This window comes from Metabacillus sediminilitoris (genome assembly GCF_009720625.1).
Taxonomy (GTDB): Bacteria; Bacillota; Bacilli; order Bacillales; family Bacillaceae; genus Metabacillus; species Metabacillus sediminilitoris.
In genome coordinates this window covers 2,673,332-2,691,372 of sequence record NZ_CP046266.1, presented here as the reverse complement: position 1 = coordinate 2,691,372, position 18,041 = coordinate 2,673,332, and the positions used below count along the sequence as shown (strand labels likewise).

Annotated in this window: 16 protein-coding genes; 5 read left to right on the top strand and 11 right to left on the bottom strand. The window is 36.5% G+C overall.

Annotated elements, in window-relative coordinates:
- Positions 1-15: 15 nt before the first annotated feature.
- The gene (gene gltB / locus GMB29_RS12730) at positions 16-4,581 is read right to left on the bottom strand and encodes a glutamate synthase large subunit (protein WP_136354093.1); all 4,566 of its coding nucleotides are present in this window, start codon (positions 4,579-4,581) and stop codon (positions 16-18) included.
- Positions 4,582-4,719: 138 nt separating this feature from the next.
- Here gltB and GMB29_RS12725 point away from each other — a divergent pair, with 138 nt between their 5' ends.
- Positions 4,720-5,622 (top strand): glutamate biosynthesis transcriptional regulator GltC, encoded by a 903-nt coding sequence (locus tag GMB29_RS12725; RefSeq protein ID WP_136354091.1) that lies wholly within the window; start codon positions 4,720-4,722, stop codon positions 5,620-5,622.
- A gap of 85 nt (positions 5,623-5,707) precedes the next feature.
- Here GMB29_RS12725 and GMB29_RS12720 read toward each other — a convergent pair whose 3' ends face one another.
- The gene (locus GMB29_RS12720) at positions 5,708-6,592 is read right to left on the bottom strand and encodes a LysR family transcriptional regulator (protein WP_136354089.1); all 885 of its coding nucleotides are present in this window, start codon (positions 6,590-6,592) and stop codon (positions 5,708-5,710) included.
- Between the two features lie 119 nt (positions 6,593-6,711).
- On the opposite strand from GMB29_RS12720, the gene GMB29_RS12715 reads away from it, so the two are divergent.
- Both GMB29_RS12715 and GMB29_RS12710 read left to right on the top strand, forming a co-directional pair.
- Entirely contained in the window at positions 6,712-7,719 is a 1,008-nt protein-coding gene (locus GMB29_RS12715; protein ID WP_136354087.1) for a YeiH family protein, read from the top strand.
- 90 nt (positions 7,720-7,809) lie between these two features.
- Positions 7,810-7,992: a hypothetical protein gene (locus tag GMB29_RS12710; RefSeq protein WP_136354085.1), complete on the top strand. Its 183-nt coding sequence runs from the start codon at positions 7,810-7,812 to the stop codon at positions 7,990-7,992.
- 406 nt (positions 7,993-8,398) lie between these two features.
- On the opposite strand, the gene GMB29_RS12705 is transcribed toward GMB29_RS12710, so the two are convergent.
- The 3 genes from GMB29_RS12705 to GMB29_RS12695 all read right to left on the bottom strand — a co-directional run bounded on the left by GMB29_RS12705 (position 8,399) and on the right by GMB29_RS12695 (position 10,146).
- Positions 8,399-8,686: a HEAT repeat domain-containing protein gene (locus tag GMB29_RS12705; RefSeq protein ID WP_136354084.1), complete on the bottom strand. Its 288-nt coding sequence runs from the start codon at positions 8,684-8,686 to the stop codon at positions 8,399-8,401.
- A gap of 166 nt (positions 8,687-8,852) precedes the next feature.
- Positions 8,853-9,458, bottom strand: coding sequence for a cell wall hydrolase (locus GMB29_RS12700; protein WP_136354082.1), 606 nt, complete (start codon positions 9,456-9,458; stop codon positions 8,853-8,855).
- Positions 9,459-9,606: 148 nt separating this feature from the next.
- Positions 9,607-10,146: a VUT family protein gene (locus GMB29_RS12695; RefSeq protein ID WP_136354080.1), complete on the bottom strand. Its 540-nt coding sequence runs from the start codon at positions 10,144-10,146 to the stop codon at positions 9,607-9,609.
- A gap of 404 nt (positions 10,147-10,550) precedes the next feature.
- Here GMB29_RS12695 and GMB29_RS12690 point away from each other — a divergent pair, with 404 nt between their 5' ends.
- Complete coding sequence (locus GMB29_RS12690) at positions 10,551-10,871, top strand: GyrI-like domain-containing protein (protein ID WP_227551682.1); 321 nt, start codon at positions 10,551-10,553, stop codon at positions 10,869-10,871.
- A 363-nt stretch (positions 10,872-11,234) separates the two neighbouring features.
- Here GMB29_RS12690 and GMB29_RS12685 read toward each other — a convergent pair whose 3' ends face one another.
- Together GMB29_RS12685 and GMB29_RS12680 are read right to left on the bottom strand one after the other, a co-directional pair.
- On the bottom strand, positions 11,235-12,095 hold the full coding sequence (locus GMB29_RS12685; RefSeq protein WP_136354078.1) for a hydroxymethylglutaryl-CoA lyase: 861 nt from the start codon (positions 12,093-12,095) through the stop codon (positions 11,235-11,237).
- 372 nt (positions 12,096-12,467) lie between these two features.
- The gene (locus tag GMB29_RS12680) at positions 12,468-12,992 is read right to left on the bottom strand and encodes a DoxX family protein (protein ID WP_136354076.1); all 525 of its coding nucleotides are present in this window, start codon (positions 12,990-12,992) and stop codon (positions 12,468-12,470) included.
- 364 nt (positions 12,993-13,356) lie between these two features.
- On the opposite strand from GMB29_RS12680, the gene GMB29_RS12675 reads away from it, so the two are divergent.
- On the top strand, positions 13,357-13,830 hold the full coding sequence (locus tag GMB29_RS12675; RefSeq protein WP_136354074.1) for a DinB family protein: 474 nt from the start codon (positions 13,357-13,359) through the stop codon (positions 13,828-13,830).
- A gap of 92 nt (positions 13,831-13,922) precedes the next feature.
- On the opposite strand, the gene GMB29_RS12670 is transcribed toward GMB29_RS12675, so the two are convergent.
- The 4 genes from GMB29_RS12670 to GMB29_RS12655 form a co-directional block, all read right to left on the bottom strand.
- Positions 13,923-14,489 carry a DUF3231 family protein gene (locus tag GMB29_RS12670; RefSeq protein ID WP_136354072.1) on the bottom strand — a complete coding sequence of 189 codons (567 nt, stop codon included), beginning with the start codon at positions 14,487-14,489 and terminating at the stop codon, positions 13,923-13,925.
- Between the two features lie 61 nt (positions 14,490-14,550).
- Entirely contained in the window at positions 14,551-16,233 is a 1,683-nt protein-coding gene (locus GMB29_RS12665) for a GMC family oxidoreductase N-terminal domain-containing protein (RefSeq protein ID WP_136354070.1), read from the bottom strand.
- Positions 16,215-16,781, bottom strand: coding sequence for a hypothetical protein (locus tag GMB29_RS12660; protein WP_136354068.1), 567 nt, complete (start codon positions 16,779-16,781; stop codon positions 16,215-16,217). Before GMB29_RS12660 ends, GMB29_RS12665 begins: the two co-directional genes overlap by 19 nt.
- A gap of 418 nt (positions 16,782-17,199) precedes the next feature.
- Positions 17,200-17,727, bottom strand: a complete 528-nt coding sequence (locus GMB29_RS12655) for an undecaprenyl-diphosphatase (protein WP_136354067.1) — start codon at positions 17,725-17,727, stop codon at positions 17,200-17,202.
- Positions 17,728-18,041: the final 314 nt, after the last annotated feature.

Here is an 18,041-nt window from a genome sequence, read left to right as displayed (position 1 = left end):
CTTCCTCTCCCCTTTCTACTGTACTACTACTTTAGAACGTTCTGTTTTTACGGAAGAAGTCTTTTTATCAGATTTTGCATTTGCTTCAAATGCACTCATAACAGCTTCTTCATTTGTTAATCCAGCTTGCATTTGCTCATTGATTTTCTCCATCATACGTTTGTAATCTTTCGGTATTACTTTTACAAACTTAGGAAGGACTTCATTCCAATTATCAAGAATAAATTCAGCCTTCTTACTGCCGGTGTAATTGAAATGCTGTTGAATCATATCTTCCAATTCACTCAGTTCAAGTTCATCAGTTAAGTCTTCAAGCTCAATCATTTCTTTATTACATAAATCATTAAATTGTTCTTTATTATCAGCAAATACGTATGCAATACCACCAGACATACCAGCACCAAAATTCTTACCTACATCACCGAGGATAACCACACGGCCACCTGTCATATATTCACAACCATGGTCTCCTACACCTTCAACAACGATATTTGCTCCACTGTTACGTACAGCAAAACGCTCACCCGCACGTCCATTGATGTATGCATCACCACTTGTTGCTCCAATGAATGGTACATTACCAATAATCACATTATCTGCAGGAACAATGCTTGATTTTTCAGGTGGAGCAACAATAATTTTACCACCCGATAATCCTTTACCAATATAATCATTTGCATCTCCAGTTAAGTACATCGTCACACCGTTAGGAATAAATGCTCCAAAACTTTGACCGGCAGATCCATTAAATCGTAGTGTAATTGTATCTTCAGGTAAACCTTCTTCACCGTATTGTTTCGAGATTTCACTACCTACAATCGTTCCAGCAACACGATTGATGTTTTTGATGTTGAAAGTTGCGTCAATTGGTGTCCCTGTTTCAATAGCTTGTGCAACTGCAGGTAAAATTTCAACCATATCAAGTGATTGTTCAATTTTATGGTTTTGTTTGATTTTTGCTGTACGGGTACCTTCTGGTTGATATAAAAGTGTTGATAAATCCAAATGTTTCGCTTTCCAATGAGCTTTTGCTCGCTCACTTACTTGTAAAACATCTGTGCTTCCAACAAGGTCTTCCATTGTTTTAAAACCAAGCTCAGCTAAAATTTCACGAACTTCTTGTGCAACAAAACGCATATAATTCACAATATGATCAGGATCTCCTGTGAACTTATCACGAAGTTCAGGATTTTGTGTTGCAACACCGACAGGACATGTATCTAGATGACAAACACGCATCATGATACAACCCATAACAACTAGAGGTGCTGTTGCAAATCCATATTCTTCTGCACCTAAAATTGCAGCCATAATAACGTCTCGACCTGTCATTAACTTCCCATCAGTTTCAAGGACAACTCGATCACGTAGTCCATTTAACATTAATGTTTGATGTGCTTCAGCTAAACCTAGCTCCCAAGGCAAACCAGTATGTTTAATACTTGTTTTAGGAGATGCACCTGTACCTCCATCATAACCACTAATGACAATGACATCTGCAGCACCTTTTGCTACACCAGCTGCAATTGTTCCAACACCAGACTTTGAAACGAGTTTGACACTGATGCGTGCATCGCGATTTGAATTTTTCAAATCATGAATAAGTTGTGCTAAATCTTCTATTGAATAAATATCATGGTGTGGAGGAGGTGAAATTAAACCTACACCTGGTGTTGAACCACGAACTTCAGCTACCCATGGGTAAACTTTATTACCTGGTAGTTGGCCACCTTCACCTGGTTTTGCACCTTGAGCCATTTTAATTTGCAGTTCATCTGCATTCACTAAATAGTGACTTTTCACTCCAAAACGTCCTGATGCAATCTGCTTAATCGCACTTCTGCGGTTATCACCATTTTCATCAACAATATAACGTTTAGAGTCCTCTCCACCTTCACCACTATTACTTTTTGCACCTAAACGATTCATCGCAATCGCCAGTGTTTCATGAGCTTCTTTACTTAATGAGCCAAATGACATTGCACCTGATTTGAATCGCTTTACAATTGAATCTACTGATTCAACTTCATCGATTGATATCGACTGTCTATTCGTGTTAAAAGAAAATAAGTTTCGTAGGAATCCAATTCTTTCTTCGTTTGCAGCTTCAGAGAATTTCTTAAATAATTGATAGTCATTTTTACGACATGCCCATTGAAGAGTGTGTATTGTTGATGGATTAAAAGCATGATGCTCTCCATTTTTTCTCCATTGGAAATCACTACCAGAATCTAACGTTTTATCCACTTTCTCTGAGTAAGCATCTTTATGGCGTAACACTGCTTCTTGTGCAATCGTTTCTAAATCAATTCCGCCTAATTGTGATGCTGTGCCAGTAAAGTAAAGATCAATTACTTCTGAACTAATACCAACAGCTTCAAAAATTTGTGCACCGCGATAACTTTGAACAGTTGAAATCCCCATTTTAGACATTACTTTTACAACGCCCTCTGTAATGCCTTTAATGTATTTAGAAACTGCCTCTTCGTAACTTACTGAAAGACTTCCGTCTAAAACCGCCTCTTTATAAGTAGCAAACGCTAAATATGGGTTAATTGCATCAACACCATATCCGATCAAAGCAGCAAAGTGATGAACTTCTCTTACCTCACCTGATTCGATTACTAAGCTTGCCTTCGTACGTGTACCTTGGCGAATTAAATGCTGGTGTAAGGCACTAGCAGCTAATAATACAGGAATTGCGATTTTCTCCGAATTCATTTCACGATCGGATAAAATAATAATATTTACATTTTCTGCAATTGCTTGATCAGCTTCAGCACAAAGGTTTTGTAATGATGATTCCAAATTTTCAGTAAACAATGTGTTTAATGTTCTACTTTTAAACCCTTCATGAAGATTTAATCGTAACTGAGCTAATTCATCATTCGAAATAACCGGCGTATTTAACTGTATTCTACGTGCATTTGCTTCATTAGGATGCAGAATATTGCCTTCAGTTCCTAATAATGTCATTGTTGACGTAACAATCTGTTCTCTAATTGCGTCAATTGGCGGATTCGTTACTTGCGCAAATAGTTGTTTAAAATAATTAAAAAGTGATTGTGGTCGATCAGACAACACTGCAAGTGGTGTATCATTTCCCATAGATCCTAATGGATCCTTACCTTCTGTAATCATTGGAAGTAAATATTTTCTAACATCTTCATACGTATATCCAAACGCAAGTTGACGTTCATTAAAATCAACAATAACTTCCTCTACAAAAACTTCAGATTCATCAAAAGTGATTAATTGTTCTTTTAGCCACTGTTGATATGGCTCTTGACTTGCCATTTCCTCTTTAATTTCTTCGTCAGAGATGATACGGCCCTCTTCTAAGTCGATAAGCAGCATCTTTCCAGGACTTAAACGATCTTTATATAAAACATTTTCTTCCTCAACCTCAATTACACCAACTTCAGAGGAGAAAATGATATAATCATCTTTAGTAACATAATAACGTGCAGGACGCAGGCCATTACGATCTAATATTGCACCAATTTGTTTTCCGTTTGTAAATGAAATAGCTGTTGGACCATCCCAAGGTTCCATCAAACAACTATGATATTCATAAAATGCTCTTTTCTCAGGGCTCATGTGAGGATTCTCTGTCCAAGGTTCTGGAATCATCATCATCGCAGCATGTGCTGGTTTACGGCCAGCTAAAACAAAGAATTCAAATGCATTATCTAAAATAGATGAATCACTGCCGTCTACATCTAAAATTGGTAGAATTTTCTCTAGATCATCACCAAATGCTTCAGAAACAAATTGTTGTTCTCTTGCTTTCATCCAGTTCATATTTCCACGAAGTGTATTTATTTCACCATTGTGAATTAAATAACGGTTTGGATGTGCTCTTTCCCAGCTTGGAAAAGTGTTTGTACTAAAGCGAGAATGAACTAGTGAAAATGCTGATACAAATTCTTCATCCTGTAGATCTAAATAAAAAGCATCAACCTGTTCTGGAGTTAATAGTCCTTTATATACGATTGTGCTGCTAGAAAGACTAGTAAAATAGAAGCGCAGTTCACGTTCTCTAGCCCAATTTTCTGCTTGTTTACGAATGACATATAATTTACGTTCGAACGTTAAAGTATCTTCAATGCTATCATCAGCACCGATGAATACCTGGCGAACGACAGGACAGCTCATTTTTGCAACTGGTCCAATGTCTTCTGCATTGACAGGAACCGTTCTCCAACCTAATACTGTTTGCCCTTCAGCAAGAATAAAGGTATTAAGTTGTTCTTCAATTTGTTTACGCTCATCGTCGTCATGAGAAAAGAACATCATCCCTACTCCATAACGACCATTTTTAGGAAGATTCATTTCCTGGCAAGTTTTTCTAAAAAATGCATCAGGAATTTGTACCATTAGGCCAGCACCGTCTCCTGTTAGTGGGTCGCTTCCTTGTCCTCCGCGATGGTCAAGTTGACAAAGCATATTAAGTCCTTGTTTTACAATTTCATGTGTAGCGTAACCTTTTAAATGTGCATATAAACCGATACCGCATGCGTCATGTTCAAACTCAGGACGGTAGAGACCTTGTGCTTTAGGTATTTGGTTGAAAGTCATGTTTATCTCCCCCTGTCAGATTTTCTTACACCCGTATGTTTCCAAGATAATTATATTATATATTCACAAAATAATATGAACAATATATAATTTAGATGAAATTGATCTATTATTGATATATATGATCGGAGGAAATGAATGGAATTACGTCAATTACACTATTTTATGGAAGTAGCTGAACGTGAACACGTATCAGAAGCAGCACAACACTTACATGTTGCTCAATCTGCGATAAGTCGACAGATTGCTAATTTAGAGGCTGAATTAGGGGTTACTCTTTTTGAACGAGAGGGTCGCAATGTAAAGTTAACCCCTATTGGAAAAGTATTTCTTACTCATATTAAAACGGCAGTTAAAGCAATCGAATTCGCTAAAAAGCAAATTGATGAGCATCTCGATCCTGAAAAAGGTTCAATAAAAATCGGCTTTCCAACAAGCCTTGCTAGCCATTTATTACCTACAGTCATCTCAGCGTTCAAAGACAAATATCCTAATGTTTCTTTTCATCTGAGACAAGGATCCTACAGATTCTTAATACAATCAGTCATTGATCGTGAAATTGATTTAGCTTTTTTAGGACCAGTTCCTCAAAATATACCTGATATAGAAGGGACTATATTATTTTCAGAAAGTATTTCTGCTTTACTTCCAATTTCACATCCTCTTGCATCCAAAAAGGGTATCCTTCTTAATGAATTAAGAAATGATGAATTTGTCCTTTTTCCAAAAGGATACATCTTGCAGGAAATTGCAGTTGATGCATGTAAACAAGCCGGATTTGTTCCTAAAATTTCATCGGTTGGTGAGGATTTGGATGCGATTAAAGGTTTAGTATCTGCTGGGATCGGTGTTACCCTTCTGCCTGATAGCACCTTTCATGAAGCTATCCCACGATTCACAGTGAAAATTCCAATCGAATTACCTTTAGTTACAAGAACTGTCGGTATAATCATTTCTAAAAAAAGAGAGCTTGCTCCATCAGAGAAGGTTTTTTATCAATATGTTAAAGAATTTTTCTCTATCCTTCAGCAATATCAATAACTAGTTTATATACGGTTGGCTTTATCAACAAATGTCAACCGTATATCATTTTTCTCATCTTTAAAAGCTAAAACTTAAAATTTTATTATCCATGCTTCTCACCTAATGTTTCCAAAAATAATTGAATATTTTTCTTTTCAACAGACATAGGTGAAACAACATAAGAAAACTTCCTCTTAAACAATTCATTTTTAGGTTTTAATTGTATTAATGTACCTTGTTCGAGCTCCCTTTTGACAGCATAAATGGAAAGAATTGAAATACCTAACCCATTCATTACTGTTTCCTTTACACCTTGATTACTACTTATTGTGATTAATCTGTTCATTTTCAATCCATTGGTTCGAATGACATGTTCTAAATATTCCCTAGTTCCTGAACCCCTCTCCCTGCTAATCCATATCTCATCTTGAAGATCTTCGATTTCTATAACTTTCACTTTTTTTAGAGGATGATCTGAAGTAGCTATTATCGTTAATTCATCTTCCATATATGGTTGTATAATGAGATCTTTTTCATTTGTATTACCTTCGATTAAACCGATATCTGCTTTGAAAAATTGTACATGCTTTACTACCTCATCAGTATTTCCGATGGTAACCACAAAATCAAGCATTGGATATTTTTTAGATAGCTTTGCTAATAATGTCGGTAAGATGTATTCTCCGATTGTAAAGCTTGCGGCTATATGTATGGTGCCTTTTATCGTGTTTTGCTGTTCATAAATTTCTATTTTTGTATTTTCGTAAATTTGCATCATTTGCTTTGCACGTTCATACAACATTTCCCCAGATAATGTAAGTTTTAACATTTTTGGAGAACGTATTAATAGCTGTGTTTGAAATTCCTCTTCTAGATTTTTAATATGAACACTTACACTTGGCTGTGAGAGTAAAAGCTTTTCAGCTGCTTTTGTAAAGTTTTTTTCTTCGACTACTGTAATAAACGTCCGTAAAGCATCAAAATACATGATCTCACTTCCTTACTATTATAAATATTAATGATATGGATAAATAATATATATTTTACTAATGATTAATATACTCTTAAAGTTATTATATAGATAAAATTTTAAGGGTTGTGTTGAAAATGGATCAAGGTTTGTTTAGATTACACGATAAAGGAATTTCTTCTTTTTTAAAAGGGATTGTACTAACTCTTTTTATTTCGTTGATAGCAAGTATTGTGGCAAATGTGCCGATTGTTTCAATGGTTGGACACCTTGTCCTTTCCATTTTAATTGGAATAGGGTGGAAAACAACTATAGGTGTTCCAGAGCAATTTATGACTGGCGTTTCGTTTGCTAGTAAAAATTTATTAAGAATTGGGATTATTTTTTTAGGAATGAAATTAAATCTAATTGATGTTTTCCAAGCTGGTATTGATGTTTTTCTACTTGCCATCATAAATGTTGCTGTAACACTCATCATCGTTTATTTTTTAGCTAAATATTTAAAAGTAGAAAAAAATTTAGCATTATTAACTGCATGTGGTACAGCCATTTGCGGTGCAGCAGCAGTTGTTGCCATTTCATCACAAATTAGAGCACGAGAAAATGACACTGTTCTTGCAGCAGCAGTAGTTTGTTTATTGGGTACCATTTTCACATTAATATATACTGTTTTCTACTCAACATTTTCGTTGACTCCACTTGAATTTGGCATTTTTTCCGGAGCAACTCTCCATGAGATTGCCCATGTTATCGCCGCCTCTGCACCCGCGGGATCTGATGCAGTTGACATGGCAGTTGTTGTTAAATTAACGAGAGTGGCATTATTAGTACCTGTTGCATTAATTATCGGATTTATGGTAAATAAAAACAAAAAAAATGAAGAAAAATCTCCCCTTCCTATCCCATGGTTTCTAATAGGTTTCCTTTTTATGTGCTTAATTAATACAATGGGCTTAGTTTCACGTAACGTGTCTACAGCATTTGTGGAAGTCGCTTATCTACTTATGGGCATGGCGATGGCTGGAATGGGGATTACTATTAATTTAAAGTCAATCAAGCAACGGGGGAAAAGTCCAATTATCGCAAGTGTTGTAGGGAGTATCATTTTATCAGTGATTGGATTTCTAGTCATAAAAATGTTATAAACTCACATTTACTTCAGAATGAAATGCCTCAATATGGATAAAGCTAAGAGCATAATAAACCAATAACACCTGGGAGGATTTCACATCTAAATGGAAAATGAAAACTATCTTACTAATGCCCCGAAAAAAGAACGAATTACCATACAAACGACTGGGACAGCTCTAAATCTAAAACATGTTGCAGGTGATTCCGTTAATGAGCATAAAAACTTGGAAGATGCCAATTCCATCATCTCGGAAAAAGAAATTGGTCAGCAAAATGAAAATTTATAGCTTATTTAAAAAGGCTTGATACTCACTGAAGTGGTCCCATAAAGTGAGACAAGGAAAAAACACCTCCTGAGTCGTATTTAATGAATATGATTCTAGCGGAGGTGTTTTTCTTATGGGTACAAGGATTCCTTATCCAGAGGAAATTAAATGGAAAGCTGTTGAGATGAAACAATCAGAAATATCTACAAAGGAAATAATGGAGACATTAGGTATTTAAAATAAGACTCAAGTAGAAACATGGGTTAGTAGTAAACGAGTTATCTCCTTACTATAAAATAATTGATATATTGACTGTATTAGAGGTTCCAAAGGCTACCTATTACCGTTGGAGGAAAAAACACTCTACTGCTGAGCCAACTTCTATTGAAAAGATAATTATCCAAGTATGTAAAGCTCATTATTTTCGTTATGGACATAGAAAAAATAAAGCTGTTTTAAAGAGAAAATACAACATCATAACCTTTTCTAAACAGTTCTCCTTATAACTAATTTGACCTAAAACCTGGATAACCATATTTCTGACACGTTTAACTCTTTCGAATTGCACCTCTTTAAGCAATGGCAAAACTTCCTCTGGATGTGTTCTACCTCTAAGCTCAATTCCATGAATAACCTGCCTTCGTATTTCAGGGGCAGGATGATGTAAATAGTTTTCAGAAAATGTCAGGATCGGTTCGGGGTTAACCTGTCCCATTTTTTTAATGATCCAATCACTTCATTTCTAACAGAATGGTGCTCATCATGGATAGCTATATCAAAAAATCCTATAACCCTTCCCCTTAGACCACTCCTTTAATTTTACGCTGCGATAAGCATGGAAAAATAAACGAAAAAGCGCGCACCTTCAGGTGTACGCGCCATTAAATAGCAAAGGCATGATTTCCGATTGTCTTTTTCACTTCACGTGTAAAAATCCAATCACTTGTTGCCGTTTCAGGGTTATAAAAATAAAGTAACTCATCGTTTTGATCTTGTTCTTCCAAAGCTTCTTTCACAGCTTTATGTGCTTCCTTATCAGCAGGTTCATTTATAGAGCCATTTTGGACAGGTTCAAATGCATTCTCTTCATAAATAACGTCCTTAATTGTATCAGGAAATTGATTATGTTCTACACGATTCAACACAACTGTTGCTACGGCAACTTTCCCTTCAAAGGGCTCACCTTCTGCTTCTGCGTGAACAAGGCGGGCAAGTAAATTCTTTTCTTTATTCGTAAGTGTTAATGAATCATCCTTTTTTTCAATCAAGTTTCTAGGTGAATTCATTTTTTCTTTCATATGATAATAACGCGGGTCAAATTCTTCCGTTTCATTTTTGCCGATTCCATATTTTTTCGTTAATAAGTTTATAGTATCTCCAGTCTGAATCGTATCTTTTGATTCAGCATATAAAGGAGTTGATGGAAAAACAATATGAAAAGCAATAACCAATGTTAATGTGATAACGAAGATAAATAAATTTTTCATTTTGTAAACCTCCTGTTTGTTTTTTTAGAAAAACAGGCCCATATACAAGGCTAACAGGTTTACAAGTGTCTCTCATTAGTGAATCGTTTCCAGCTTTACCATTCGTGTCTAGGAATGAAGTTTTTTAAACTAATTTCTGCAAGGAAACTCAATTCGTCCCGATCTTTTTATCTAAAATCGTATGAACTTGATTAAGCACAAGTGCACCAAGTCCCTGAATGAGTGTCTTCACTAGTACTTGCCCAATAATGGCAGCAGGAACTGCCTCCCATGGCAAGTAATTAGCGCCAAATGGACTTAATCCAATGATAACGAAAACGACTGAATCAAGTAACCCGCCGACTAATCCGCTATAGAAGACTCTCCAACTCATCGGCAGTTTTAAACGTGTATAAATTTCTGTATCCGTTGTTTCAGCAATCAGAAAGGAAATGGCAGATGCTAAAACAATAATTAAGGTATCTCCTAACAAATAAGAAACAACCGCAGATAGAAAAAGGGCGATTCCTATCAACCAATACGTCTTTTTTCTTCCATATTTATTTTGAACAAGGTCACGAAAAATAAATGTGGCACCGATTAACAATGTTCCCATCGGTACAATGAAAACGCCAAATAGTAATGGCGCAAATGCCGCTGTAATGACATTTGCCAAAATAATTGAAATTAAATAAAATACTATCCTCATGCTTTACACTCACAATCATTTAAAATAATAGCCACAAAAAGAAAAACACCACTCCAAGATCGAAGTGCTGCTTCACCTTAGTTTTTTTGAGAGGGTAGCTAAAACCTCTACCGTTTACCAACGGATTTTTACAATTACATTCTATATTACCATATTTTTCGACAAATGAAATCCATTCAACTTACGTAACATTTTCAATTTTTCACATTTCCTCAATAGTTTTACATAATCTCTTTGGAGCTATGCGCAAGTATGCTTCACGAATAAAGCCTTCAATTTCTACGTTTTCAGAAACCTTTCGGAAACAACATGGTGTGACACCAAGTGAAGCAAGAAAAAGGATTGGAAAACTGCAATCGCAAAACCGCCTGGTGATACAGGTAAATCTTATAGGAGCTGAACCAATGAGTTATCATATTGTTGAAAAAGAATCGTTTCAAATAGCAGGAATTAAACGAGAATGTCCTTGTACCGGTGAAGAAGGAATTCTAGGAATTCCAGAATTTTGGGGTGAAGCAAATATAAACGGAACGGTTAATAAATTAATTCCATTACTTAACGGACAAATTAAAGGTTTATTAGGTGTGACTGGTAATAATAATAAAGAAAAAAATACGATTTATTATTGGATTGCTGCGGAACATAACGGTGATGTGCCAGCTGAATTCCACCTGCAAAGTGGGTTGTTTTTGAAGTGCGCGGACCTATGCCATCTGCAATCATAGATACGTGGAAGCAAATTTATTCCGATTGGTTCCATCTAATGGTTATGAACCTGCGGATGTACCGGCTCTGGAAGCTTATATTGATGACGATCTTACAAAGCCTGTTTATCATGTAGAGATCTGGATAGCGATAAAATAATATGGCCGCGAAGGTGTATATGGTGTCGAAATTAATTGTTATTTGTCAAATGATAGATTTTTGCTTAAATTTGATAAATTATTCTAAAAAGTTGATAGATTTTCCTTCAAAGTTGATATTTTTTTTGCAAAGTCGATAGTTAAACGGTTGGATTTCTTATGTGTTGGATTCCAAGCGTTAGTTTTCCTTTTACGCAGATTTTCACTTGATTTATGAGTTTCATTTTATAATCGACTAGATAGCCCTTTTGCAAATTCACTTACTTTTTTCACTTCTTCATAATTAATTCCTGTTTCACAACCCATTCTTGAGAGCATATCGACTAATTCTTCTGTCGCCACATTCCCTGTTGCACCAGGCGAATATGGACATCCACCTAATCCGCCGACAGAGCTATCAAATTTCGTAATTCCTGCCTGGATGGCTGCGATGGTATTAGCTAATGCCATTTTTCGTGTATCGTGAAAATGCCCGACAAAGGTAGTGTCTGGATAGCAATATCTTAATCTGGAAAAGCGTTCATATACGATCTTTGGATCTGCTTGACCGTTAGTATCACCAATATCAATTTCATCAGCACCGAGATGAATAAATTCGTCACAAACTGTCTGCACCTCTTCAAATGACACTTCTCCTTGAAAAGGACATGAGAAAGCCATTGAGATATAGGCTCGAACAAAAAGATGATGATCTTTCGCTTTAGCAAACAAAGGCTTACATTCCATTAATGATTCTGCAGTTGTTTTGTTAATATTCTTCTTATTAAAAGTAGAACTAGCACCAATAAATACCGCTATTTGTGGTACCTTTGCTTCAATTGCGCGATCAAGCGCCTTTAAATTGGGGGTAAGGGCAATGTAAGTAATGCCAAGTTCATTACAATAATAAGCAATTTCATCCGAATCAGACATCTGAGGAATCCATTTTGGATGGACAAAAGCAGTTGTTTCGATTCGGGAAAAACCTAATTTAGCAAGTTTCGCAATCAATTCTTTCTTCTTTTCTGTTGGAATCGCAATCGGTTCATTTTGTAAACCATCTCGCGGCCCAACTTCAATTAATTCAATCTGCTTTGGTATGAACAAAAAGCTCATCCCCTTTATTCATTAGGTCATTAAATTACCTCTCTTGTAATACATACTATTTTTAGGAAAGAAATATGATTTGCGCTTTTATTGGTAAGGATAAAAAATTCTATAAAAAAGGCTGTTTTCGCAAACTTTGTTGATATTTACCAAGTAGTGCGGTGTGGATATTGCAGCGAGAGGATGCTCGCTTTTTAGCGGGGCAGGGCGGTGAGCATCCTCGGCATAAACTCCTGCTGGAGCCTCGCACTTCCGCTCTAATCAACTATCTTAAATAGTTTTCGTTTTAAAAACAACAATCTCTTAGAAAGATCATAAAAAAAGACGAATCCAGATCGGGATCCGCCTTTCAAACTTACTTTTTTTAATTATTTAATACATAACAGCTTTCTTATGATCATCATGACCTGCATCTCGATGATCCTTCCCCTTATGGAAAAACTGCTCTTTCACATAAGGTACGAGGAAGCGGTCTCCGCCCCAAATATATGCCCCTTTCCCAACGAATAATAAGATGATTGCTAGTGTGAATAAGATTGGATTTGTGCTTACAGTTCCAGCTAAAAGGAAGTTTAAATTCATGAATGCCCCTGCTATCAAGGCTGGGACAGTTGCTATTCCGACAATCAATCCAAGACCAACAAGTAATTCTCCGAAAGGAATAAGAATGTTAATTAGTTTTACATTTGGTAAAGCAAACCCTTCTAAGAATGCTGCATACCAGCCTTGTACTGCTGGATTGTCACCTGTTGCTTTCGCGATTGCACCTTGAATGAATCCTCCAGCATCAAAACCATCCGCTAATTTATGCCACCCTGCATTAATCCATTGAATACCTAACCAAATTCTTATTACTGTCCATGCTACACTTACTTTATCGTTTTCCCACCATTTCATGATGATCCAACTCCTAGTGTTTTTATTTGTGAAACATTTCACAAATCATTGTAAAAAAATTTAAAGTAGATCTATTTCTTTGTCTTGCTTTTCATTTGTGAATTATTTCACATATTCTTTACACTCTTAATGTACTCCTTTTTATTATTGATTTCAATAAGTATTAAAGATGTTCACGTAGTTGTCAAAATTTCATTGTTTTTCATAAAAACAAAAGAATAATAAACTTATCCTATTGAAACGATTTATTTTGTTTATGTCTATTACTCCTTATCATTTTAAATTGATTTATGAAAAGTAGTAGGAAAAAGAGATGAAGATCTCGAAATGGTTATAAGGAGAATCTAAAAGGGAGAGGATATTATTGGAACAATTAATTTTCCATCATATGGAAACTGTTCGTAGTATAACGGAAAAGGCGATAAAAAGAATTCCAGAAGAAAGGTCAGATATTATTCCTAAGGGTTTTAACAACAATATTCGTTGGAATTTTGGACACATTGTCTATGTACAAGAAAAAATCGTCTTCGGTATTACCGGAGAACAAATGAACATTCCGGACGATTATGAGCAGCTTTTTGGCCCTGGAACGAAACCATCAGATTGGGAAGGCAAGCCGCCTTCATTGGCTGAGATTGGCGAGGTCCTGGCGGAACAAAAACCGAGAATAAAAGAATTTATGCAAGGACGTTTTCATGAAAAGCTGCCGGCTCCTTTTACAAATCGGGGAGGCATTACGTTTTACACAGCTGGTGAGGCATTTTTATTTAGCTTTTACCATGAAGCCTTACATATCGAAACGATTAATCGGATATATCGAGCTATTTCTAGTAGTTAACTCAGAAACCTCAAGGGGCCAGCCAACAAAATAAAAAGTTGGTTTGACCCTGCATTCTTTCTTTCAGCTTTATTCGTAAATCATGCAGTTATTCATAATTCGTCAGATGTTGTGTAACATGTTTGTGTTGTCTTCGCTTTGTAAGAAGGCGGCACACGAAGCCACTCATGCTTCTCCAAATACTGTTTTACAGTTAAACCAGCGGTTGTTTTTTTCATGATAATTTTAAAGAAAATGAACCCAACATCTGCACGAATCGATTCTGTAAGTCCCCTTGCGGCATAAGTAACGCCCATAGCCAGATTATATGAAATCAGATTTGCCATTTCTTCATCATTTAATTTGGCACCCTCTGGAATACTCCGAAAATCACCAGCTGGCTTTTCCGGTGTTGATTGAGGTAATGGGACGCCTTCTTTCTTCAGAAATTGACTAATCTCTTCTCTAATCGGGATATGTACGTTCTCTTTTATATCCTTTATTATTTGTTTTAATTCAGGATCGTCAGCAAGGTTGTAGCCAATTTCTTCATTGCGCATCGTCGTTTCCGTGCCTATAAGAAAAAACCATAAATTTGAAACTTCCATCACATTCAATGGTTTTTTTTCGCCGTCCATAAATGGTTCAAAAACATCATGTATCACATCAAACAGTTTCATGTTTCAAAATTCCTCCAGAACTTGGGTGTGATTTGTGTTAATGATATTTTGACCAAATAGCCTAAAAATATTTATTAAATAGTTTTTCTGCTGTACGGGTAGCCAGTGCCTGTGTAGTAAGGGTTGGATTTGGTCCACCTAAACTATTATAATGAACACTATTGTCAGCGATATATAATCGTTTCACATCGTATGATTCACAATTCTCATCAACGACAAAACCCATTCGCATCGTACTTTCCATATGAATCATGTTGCCTGCAGGCCAATTAGACCAGATGATTTTTTTTGCCCCCGCTTTGTACAAGATGTCCACTGCGATTTTTACAAGCTCACTTCGCTTCCTTTTTGATCGTTTAGTTGGTTTATATGCCACAACAGGAACGGATCCATGTTCATCACTAATTAAGGGATCAAGTGTAATTCCGTTTTGCGGATCCACTTCATCATCGGTACTAACTAATACACTTAATGTTCGTCGATAATTTGTCATCACTTCTTTTAATTCATCACCGTAGAGACGCCCTTTCGTCATGGACGAAGTTAAGAAATCATATCCTGACTCACTCATTCCAAAAAAAGAAGCTGTTAATCCGGGGCTCATTCCAACTGTCTGCAAAGTTCCCAGTCCAGGATAATCGAGCCTTGCACCACATGTATGACCAACAAATGGATTAACATCCGAGCTTCCCAATATTGGCATCAATTCCTTTTCAGCAAATATCCCTGTCAGCCAGTCCATGTAATGATTTACTAAGCCTTTCCCAACCCATGGATTGTGAGGCAATCCTGAATTCATCCAAAGACGCGGACTTTCGATACTACCTGCAGCCATCACTACAACCTTTGCCTGCAACTCTTCCTTTTCACCTGTCCATGTATCACGTATGACGACGCCAATCGCACGCAACCCTTCAGAAGAGTCTATATCCGTTACTATTTTCAAAACAAATGCATTTGGCCTGATTGTGACATTACTTGTTTTTAAAGCAAGTGGCACATAGCTGACATTTGTTGAGCGCTTAGCAATTTTATCCATCGAGGGTCCATGAGGACAACCGTTGACACAATGCCCCGCAAGAGTGCAGCCTTCCATCCAGGATAGTTCCTCTAAACGAACATGAGGATTTAAAATATTGTTATTGGGAGGTAAGATCGCGTTAGGTTGTGGCCGAAAACCCGGGACTGTTACATCCAGTGTAGGAATCAGATGCCACCCAGCCTTTTTCGCCCCATAGTAGAATAATTCTTCTTTTGCAGTAGTCGGTGCAAAGTTTACCGGTAATGTATCTTCAACCTTTTCATAGTATGGAATAAGTTCCAGATAAGATAGTGGCCATACATGATCTACAGCCATTGGGAATGCTCGGGGGCAATTAGCTGTATAAACTTGGGTTGTTCCACCAACACCTGAGCTTTGCCAAATCATCCCCTTCTGTTTTATATTCCGAAACCATTGGGAACGACTGCGGTCAGCAGGCCCCCACCGAAATCTGCCAGATACCAAATCATTCATATTCTGTTCATACTTGTTTACCAATTGTTTATAAAGGCTTACATCCAAATCATCAAATGTAGAACTAATTTTGGCACCAGGCTGCAGATTCGGATTCTGCCATTTTTTATTTCCATACCATGGCCCTGCTTCTAAAACCAACACCTTTAATCCCATTTCACCAAGTTCTTTCGCGATGACGGCTCCGCCACCGCCAGAACCAATGACAATCACGTCCTCTTTCGCCATGAATCTTCCCCCCTCTTATGCGGAAATGCCATTAAGTATCCACGAAAATCACGATAGCCAAAAGCAGGACCTGGATATTGTACTTCGATCCAGCCTGGTGGAAAATATTCGATTCGTCTAGATTCAGGCGGAAGTAGACGTGTTGATCCATATGCATTCCATTCCGAATAATGCCCAAACATCGTAAGTTGATTTAGTACATCCATCATATTTTGAATAAGTCCTGGGTTATTTTGATAAGGTGAAGGCAAATTTTCGAGATTCAATTCAAGTCGCTCCAATAGAGTAATAGCTTTTAACCTGTCACTCTCCATAAGAGAAGCAAATGGACCGCCTCCCGAAAAGGCACATACATTTAGAGGATATTTCACCTGTCCCGTTTGGATTAATTGTGCGGCTGCAACATCGAGCAATTGTGCTGTTGATTTTGAGAAGGTTGGATGAACTAGTTGTAATTGCATTTCTATTGGAATGCTTATAGAGTGATCTAAAATCCAAATTATATATTCATAAACACTTAGATCAAGTGCTTCATCTACTTGTGCCATTTTTATTATTTTATTATAGCTAGTAGTTGGTGGGATAATAGCGTGTTCGAGTGCCTGAAAAGTAGCTCTCGTATATGGATTATAGATTCCATTGTATGCTCTATTTTTCGCTATCTTGCTTACCCCCTTAAACGTTCAAAAATCATTTCATATTACTCTTTATCCTTATTTAGCTGATGATTTTTCTATGTCAGGAAGTTTCGGTTCATGGTAACAGTATCGATCGATCCATGAAAATAAAGATATGGACAAAAGAAAAAAGATCCTCTTAAAAGTAAAGGATCTTCTAAAATATTCGTCAATGTCGTTAATTACTACTATGAACTCCCATTCCTGCCTTAGTAACGGATATATTTGATGGACGATGGAGATCCCCTCCATACTAGGCGATTACCACTAATAAACAATGAAAGTGACCTTAATGAGTAGGCTTTTTTTTCAGTTCCATGTGAGTATCAGTTGGTATTTTATCAAGAATAATACTCGTCATAGAACCAATAAATGCACTTCCAATAATATCAGATGGATAATGATGGCCTACCCAAATACGTGAAAAGCCAGTTAAGCCTGCCAAAACCATCATGATTAAACCAAGGACACGGTTATAAAGAAAGATAGATGTTGAAATAGCAAATACTAACAGCGTGTGTTTACTAGGAAACGTTGAATCCATTTTTGATGGAATCAATATGCCTACGCGGCGTTTCATAAAAGGACGTGGTTTAAAATAAACCAATTTAATGATTGTATGTATGATCAAGGTAATCCCCGAAGATTTCACCGCATTTCCAGCAGCTTTTTTATTGGAATCATTTCTAAACCACATAACTATCAATACAAAAACAAATACATATCGAATCTTATTTGAAATCACTATCATCAATAAATCAATGGGTGTACAACGTCCTGATAGACCGTTGATGATATTAAAAGCTTTGTTGTTCATAAAAAAGGATCTCCTAACCTTATAGATATAAATAAAATTCCCCGTGAAGCAGGAATTATGTATAGATAACTCTAATTAGTTGCAACAATAAACGAAAGCAATCATATCTTACAGTTACCTGAAGAACTGCTGTCTCGTACCAAATGTACAAGTATATTTGGTATTTTATTGAAACTTTTTCTTTCGTTTAAAATAAGTGGTGGTGGATTCATGTGTTAGTAGATGCTTATTAAGGAGTTGGTTTTATTGGACCTACTTGTAGGCATATTACACTTTGTTGGTGAAATCACTTCTGCTGCAGCTATGGCAGCTTG

Bases quoted from the DNA above. Each gene is read 5' to 3' on its own strand.
- gltB (WP_136354093.1), bottom strand. From the start codon at position 4,581: ATGACTTTCAACCAAATACCTAAAGCACAAGGTCTCTACCGTCCTGAG.
- GMB29_RS12725 (WP_136354091.1), top strand. From the start codon at position 4,720: ATGGAATTACGTCAATTACACTATTTTATGGAAGTAGCTGAACGTGAA.
- GMB29_RS12720 (WP_136354089.1), bottom strand. From the start codon at position 6,592: ATGTATTTTGATGCTTTACGGACGTTTATTACAGTAGTCGAAGAAAAA.
- GMB29_RS12715 (WP_136354087.1), top strand. From the start codon at position 6,712: ATGGATCAAGGTTTGTTTAGATTACACGATAAAGGAATTTCTTCTTTT.
- GMB29_RS12710 (WP_136354085.1), top strand. From the start codon at position 7,810: ATGGAAAATGAAAACTATCTTACTAATGCCCCGAAAAAAGAACGAATT.
- GMB29_RS12705 (WP_136354084.1), bottom strand. From the start codon at position 8,686: ATGGGACAGGTTAACCCCGAACCGATCCTGACATTTTCTGAAAACTAT.
- GMB29_RS12700 (WP_136354082.1), bottom strand. From the start codon at position 9,458: ATGAAAAATTTATTTATCTTCGTTATCACATTAACATTGGTTATTGCT.
- GMB29_RS12695 (WP_136354080.1), bottom strand. From the start codon at position 10,146: ATGAGGATAGTATTTTATTTAATTTCAATTATTTTGGCAAATGTCATT.
- GMB29_RS12690 (WP_227551682.1), top strand. From the start codon at position 10,551: ATGAGTTATCATATTGTTGAAAAAGAATCGTTTCAAATAGCAGGAATT.
- GMB29_RS12680 (WP_136354076.1), bottom strand. From the start codon at position 12,992: ATGAAATGGTGGGAAAACGATAAAGTAAGTGTAGCATGGACAGTAATA.
- GMB29_RS12670 (WP_136354072.1), bottom strand. From the start codon at position 14,489: ATGAAACTGTTTGATGTGATACATGATGTTTTTGAACCATTTATGGAC.
- GMB29_RS12665 (WP_136354070.1), bottom strand. From the start codon at position 16,233: ATGGCGAAAGAGGACGTGATTGTCATTGGTTCTGGCGGTGGCGGAGCC.
- GMB29_RS12660 (WP_136354068.1), bottom strand. From the start codon at position 16,781: ATGGCACAAGTAGATGAAGCACTTGATCTAAGTGTTTATGAATATATA.
- GMB29_RS12655 (WP_136354067.1), bottom strand. From the start codon at position 17,727: ATGAACAACAAAGCTTTTAATATCATCAACGGTCTATCAGGACGTTGT.